Here is a 5,054-nt window from a genome sequence, read left to right on the forward strand (position 1 = left end):
GGTGAATACGAAGTCGCAGACCCGGTCTTCTACTCGACTTCCTGTTCCTCTGCGGGTGTCAAACTGCGCATGAATGGTGTACTTGTAAGGCGTGCCGACGGAGGGATGTTTGACAGCGTATTCACGCTCACCTGTTCGTCCGTGGGCATGCAGGACGGCGCTGCCGTTGGGCTGAATCGCCCCTTCGATACCGAGCGATGGCACGTCCCCTTCTGCCCTGTAGCGACCCACAATGACGCCACCCGAGACCGTCGCGGGGAAATTGTATGAATAGCCCTTGGCAGCGCTCGCTTCAGTATGGGAGGGGCAAGAAATCCTGACCACCCAAGACCCGTCAAAGCGCGACGGCGTCGGACCCGCGTCGGTCTGCGCGTGGGCCAACAACGCATTCGCCAAAGTAAATCCGATGACTGCGGCAGTTTTCATTGAACATCCGGGTTCGTTGCCGTGTGCACTTCCCATTTCCACCGGTGTACCGTGCGAGACAACTTTCGCCGGATACGGGCTGTTGGGCTGACGGCTAGGTTCGCGTCGTTTGCAAGACTACGCTGATCCGCTCCCGATTTTTTGATTTTTCTCAAGTCAGAAGGAGATGATGTCAGCGCCAGCCAAGTGGCGCAAGAAACCCAACCGGCGCTATGTGACCCATCCAACAGACGGCCGCCCTTCGAGCGCTCATACTGACTGCGCGGCTGTGAAGGTCGAAGAGCAGATTGCCCACGCTCCTTGCCGCTAGTTGTGGCGTCGGAATTCGTAACCAGGGAAAGGTCTATATGCTTTCAATCGCTGTTGTACTTATCGTTTTGTGGCTACTCGGATTGATCACCGCCTACACCATGGGCGGCTTGCTTCACATTCTTCTGGTGGTCGCCATCGTCATGATTGTGATTAACCTGTTTGGTCGGCGACGCTCGGATTCGTGACTAGGCAGATCCGGCGTTGACAAGCCGGGGGCCGGGTCTCCCGACCTAAGCTATTTTAGGCCTTTAGCCCCCGTGGCATATGCGCGAGCAGCTACATTTTTAATAGCAATCACGAGATGCGGCTGGGCTTGGCTGTGGTGACGATGCGGATAGCGTCACCGCAGCGCGAGCGCCAGACCCGGCAGCCTGAACTGCCCGGCCACGTCGCGCAAATCACCGGCCTGCGCTTGCAGGCTCTGCGCGGCCGCTGCGGACTCTTCCACCACGGCGGCGTTTTGCTGGGTCATCTGGTCCAGGCGGCTCACCGCCGCATTGATGCTTGACATGCTGATGCTTTGCTCCTGGGTGCCAACCGTGATTTCACCGATGGCATGCACCACACGCCCCACGGAGTCGACGATGGCGCTCATGCTGTCGCGCGCCTGACCGACCTTGGTGGCACCCAGTTCCACCTTGTCCGCGGAGGCCGTGATCAGCCCTTTGATCTGCCGCGCCGCTTCGGCGGAGCGGTTCGCCAGCACGCGCACCTCGGCCGCCACCACGGCGAAGCCGCGTCCCTGTTCACCCGCGCGGGCGGCCTCGACGGCGGCATTCAGCGCCAGGATATTGGTCTGGAAAGCCAGTCCGTCGATGACCGCCGTGATGTCCACAATCTGGCGCGACGACTCCCGGATGTCATCCATCGTCTGCATCACCTCGGACATGACCTGGCTGCCACCAGCGGCCTCGCCAGCGGCCGATTGCGCCAACCGCTCGCCGCGCGACGCGGCTTCCAGAGAATGGTGCATGGTCGCCGCAATCTGCTCGACGGCAGCGGCCGTCTGCTGCAAAAAGGACGCCGCCAGTTCGGTCCGGCTGGAGAAGTCAAGATTGCCGGCCGCGATCTGCGTGGCGCCCTGGGCCACATCGTGGCTGGCGCCCTGGACCTGGGACACCAGGGAGTGCAAAGACGCCTGCATCCGGCCCAATGCCACCAGCAGCCGTCCGGCCTCGTCGCGGTCATGTCCTTCAATGTGCGCCGTCAGGTCCAGCGCGGCCACCCGGTTGGCGGTGTCGACCGCCTGCTGGATCGGCCGGGTGATGGCGCGCACCAGCCAAACCGCCAACACGCTCCCCAGCAGCAGCGCACACAAGCTGAACAGGACCAGACCCCAGCGCGCCGACCCGCTCAGGTTGCCAATGCTCAGCACGGACGCATCGATCTTGGCGCGCTGCGAATTTGTCAGCGCGGTCACGGCCTCCAGCAGCGCCTGCGCCGCGGGTGTGAAGCGGCTGGCATAGACCTGCTCAATATTCGCCGTCACGCCGCTGTCGCGCACGGCTGTCAGCTCTTGGCGAGCCTTCAGGAATTTGGTATTGGCGTCGGTCATACGACGCAGAATCGCCTGATCTTCGGACACGGTCAGCATCGCGCCCAGTTTGTTCAGCAGTTCATCCACCGCGACAGCGGTCTGGTTGATCTCGGGGGTCAGCGCATCGCCCACCTGGGGCTCGGAGCTCAATGCAAAAGCCTTGGAGCGGGCCACGTTGACCGAGATGTGGCGGTGCAACTCCCCGGCCAGGCGCTCGGTGGCCATGGCCTCATCGACCATGCGCCCGGTTTCATCGGACACCCGCTGCAAAGACAAGAAACCTATCGTCGAGCCCACCAGCGCCACCGCCAGAACCAGCGACAGAACACCGAAAATCCGGCGCGAAAACGAACCCGAAACACCGGACCCTCTGAATGAACCTGCATGTGACATGAATGACTGCGCCTTTCGATCAATTAAAACCAAGGGAAAACCCTGGTTATCTTGAGCGCGTCGTGTGACCGTGGCGTGACAAAGCCGTATCAGCCGACAGGCCGGCGCTATCTACTCACTTCGCGGCGGCCATAACGCCTACCAACTTCGGCACGGCGATGCCAACAACCTCGTCGGCTGCCACCTCGAATTTCTTGGGGTCGGCGACGACGGCGACTGCAACGGTGGCCTGTGCGCTCTCGATGTCTTTCGCCAGGTCTTCCAATGGCCCAAGCGCCCGGTCGGAGTAGACCGGCTTTTGCAGATAGGCAACCGCCGGAAAACCGCCGGATTGTGGCCCCCAGTACTCGATCAATGTGCCGCTGTCGGCGTTGTTGCCCGCTGCCATCGTTGCCCCCGGCTTGAAGGCTATCTTGGCGCTTCCCCCCAGTCGATTGCTGTCGCCCGTGCTGGTATACACCCCATAGTCAACGACCATAGTGACCGCGATGATGCCAATGCTGCCATCGTGCGCGATGTACGGGGAACGCGAATAGGCCAACGGTTTATCCAGCGCACGGAACATGGACATTTGTTGCCCCATAAACCCGGAAGTGTCTCGCTTGGCCGTATCCCCTGTGAGAAATCGAACCGATTGACCCGTGGGTGCGACATAGGCGCCGAACCGTCCCGGGCTGAAGTTGGGCAGCGCGTCCCACTTGCCGAATTCTGGTGCCAGACGCGCCAGTTCTGCTTGATCGACGACCTCATATCCAGCCTCTCTCAGCTGCTCTACAAACAGCGCATAGGCTTTGTCGGTGATGCGCTGCTGTGTCGCTTGGTCCACACCCTTCATGGTCGTGCTCATACTCGCCCGCGCCGAGGTGCCGTAGGCACCCAGGACCGAGGTGCCTCTGGTAGTGGCGACATACTTGTTTTCATTCGGGAAGGCGACGTTGAAAACGGAGATCGCGACCTTCTTTGCTCCCTTGAACTCACTGCCGTGAATGATCTCGAACTCGTCAGGGCTGAGCGACTGGCCGAAAAACCCGCGTTTTTGGATCACTCCGTCAACGCGTTCTTGTGCCTGAACGGCAGAGGCGACAAGGTTCAGCGCGGCCATGGCCAACACTACTCTCTTACTGAACATGGATTTGGCTTGCATGGGGTTATAGACGGATAAGTTCTTACTTTTCGTCGAAGCTCACACCCTGCGACGTATTCACCGTGTCAAATAAGGTCAGACTGCGCTTGCCGGTAAACAGCTCAAAATGCGGGTCTTTGACACCGACGCCGGTCAAGTCAATGTTGTATTGGGTGTCAGCGCCTGAGGGGAACTCGGCGTAGCTACCGCTCTTGTAGGTCAGGGTGAACGCACCGACGGTGATCGTGCAGTCCGCGTTAACCGTGATGTTGGAATTCACTCCGTTGACAAATCCTGCAACGGGCGATGTTGGCGTGGTTCCGAACGCCGCATTGTCGAAGGTCATGGCCGCGGCGGAATAACTTCCTTTGGCATTGCTGAAAAGCGTCGCAACCTGGCCCGTGCAACCGACACCCCCGCTACCCGAGCCGCCACCCGCCGTGCCACCGCTGGTCGTGCCTGAAAAGGCGCTGGCGAATGCAGTACTCATACCGCTCGGTGGCGTGAAGGTAGAGCCGGTGGCGGCGCTTAGCAAAGTCGCATAACTCACCCCGGCGTTCGTCATCGCAGTTTGCAGTGCGGCCAACATGTCGTCGATCAGATTGCCACTGGCCGCAGTGAACGCCAGCGTGATCGGGTCGATGCCACTGAGCTGGGTCAACGCCAGCGCCGTTCGCAGTTGGGTAAGTGCCGCGCCGACGGCCGCTGCATTGATCGGCGTGAGAGCTGCTGAATTCAAACTGGCGAACCAGGCGCTCGGGATTGCGCGTGACAGATTGGCAACGAGCAGATCCGTCAAGGGCGTGATGTTCACGGTACCAAGGCTGGTGGCAATGGAGTGGTATTTCGTGCTATTGGCGGCGCCATTGACGGTTCCGCCGCTGACCTGAACCGCACACGGCAAAGTTTGTCCGGACACGGTGACTTGCCATGCACCGGTGCTACTGGTTGGACTGGTCAGCGCGCTGCCACCGGCGCAGGTGACGTTGACCGCGCCGCCAACAATCGGAAAACCCACGGCGGCGACGCCGCTCAGGGTGCTGGCAGCAGGCGTGCCCGCGGTGACGTTATCGCCGCCGCCACAGCCCGTCAAAGCAGCGACACATAGCAGCCCCAAGAGTACGCCCCTGTTCAATACGTTCATTTCAACACCTCCAGAAAAGTTAACGAAAAGACCCATTGAAAAAGTCTTTTTCTGGGGTGAGCTTAGGGAAAAACTGGAGGGAACGGTACCCCCTGTTTAGGGGGGGTGATGAAAATTCG

5 protein-coding genes are annotated in these 5,054 nt (G+C 60.5%); 1 reads left to right on the forward strand and 4 read right to left on the reverse strand.

Features of this window, described 5'->3' with window-relative positions; all coding sequences use genetic code 11:
• Window positions 1-426: hypothetical protein (locus B3V69_RS06920; RefSeq protein WP_296445052.1), on the reverse strand; the 426-nt coding region annotated here is incomplete at its 3' end.
• A 347-nt stretch (window positions 427-773) separates the two neighbouring features.
• Between B3V69_RS06920 and B3V69_RS06925 the strand changes: the two genes are divergently transcribed.
• Complete coding sequence (locus tag B3V69_RS06925) at window positions 774-923, forward strand: lmo0937 family membrane protein (RefSeq protein ID WP_296445054.1); 150 nt, start codon at window positions 774-776, stop codon at window positions 921-923.
• 155 nt (window positions 924-1,078) lie between these two features.
• Here the strand turns inward: B3V69_RS06925 and B3V69_RS06930 are convergent, their stop codons facing one another.
• The 3 genes from B3V69_RS06930 to B3V69_RS06940 all read right to left on the reverse strand — a co-directional run bounded on the left by B3V69_RS06930 (window position 1,079) and on the right by B3V69_RS06940 (window position 4,935).
• A complete protein-coding gene (locus tag B3V69_RS06930; protein ID WP_296445055.1) occupies window positions 1,079-2,668 on the reverse strand; it encodes a methyl-accepting chemotaxis protein in 1,590 nt (529 codons plus the stop codon).
• Between the two features lie 115 nt (window positions 2,669-2,783).
• The gene (locus tag B3V69_RS06935; RefSeq protein ID WP_296445056.1) at window positions 2,784-3,812 is read right to left on the reverse strand and encodes a hypothetical protein; all 1,029 of its coding nucleotides are present in this window, start codon (window positions 3,810-3,812) and stop codon (window positions 2,784-2,786) included.
• A 22-nt stretch (window positions 3,813-3,834) separates the two neighbouring features.
• Window positions 3,835-4,935, reverse strand: a complete 1,101-nt coding sequence (locus B3V69_RS06940; protein WP_296445058.1) for a hypothetical protein — start codon at window positions 4,933-4,935, stop codon at window positions 3,835-3,837.
• Window positions 4,936-5,054 lie beyond the last annotated feature (119 nt).

This window comes from Rhodoferax sp. UBA5149 (assembly GCF_002413825.1).
Lineage (GTDB): Bacteria > Pseudomonadota > Gammaproteobacteria > Burkholderiales > Burkholderiaceae_C > Rhodoferax.

Excerpts from the sequence above, each read along its gene's own strand:
- B3V69_RS06925 (WP_296445054.1), top strand. The coding sequence starts at position 774 with ATGCTTTCAATCGCTGTTGTACTTATCGTTTTGTGGCTACTCGGATTG.
- B3V69_RS06930 (WP_296445055.1), bottom strand. The coding sequence starts at position 2,668 with ATGTCACATGCAGGTTCATTCAGAGGGTCCGGTGTTTCGGGTTCGTTT.
- B3V69_RS06935 (WP_296445056.1), bottom strand. The coding sequence starts at position 3,812 with ATGCAAGCCAAATCCATGTTCAGTAAGAGAGTAGTGTTGGCCATGGCC.
- B3V69_RS06940 (WP_296445058.1), bottom strand. The coding sequence starts at position 4,935 with ATGAACGTATTGAACAGGGGCGTACTCTTGGGGCTGCTATGTGTCGCT.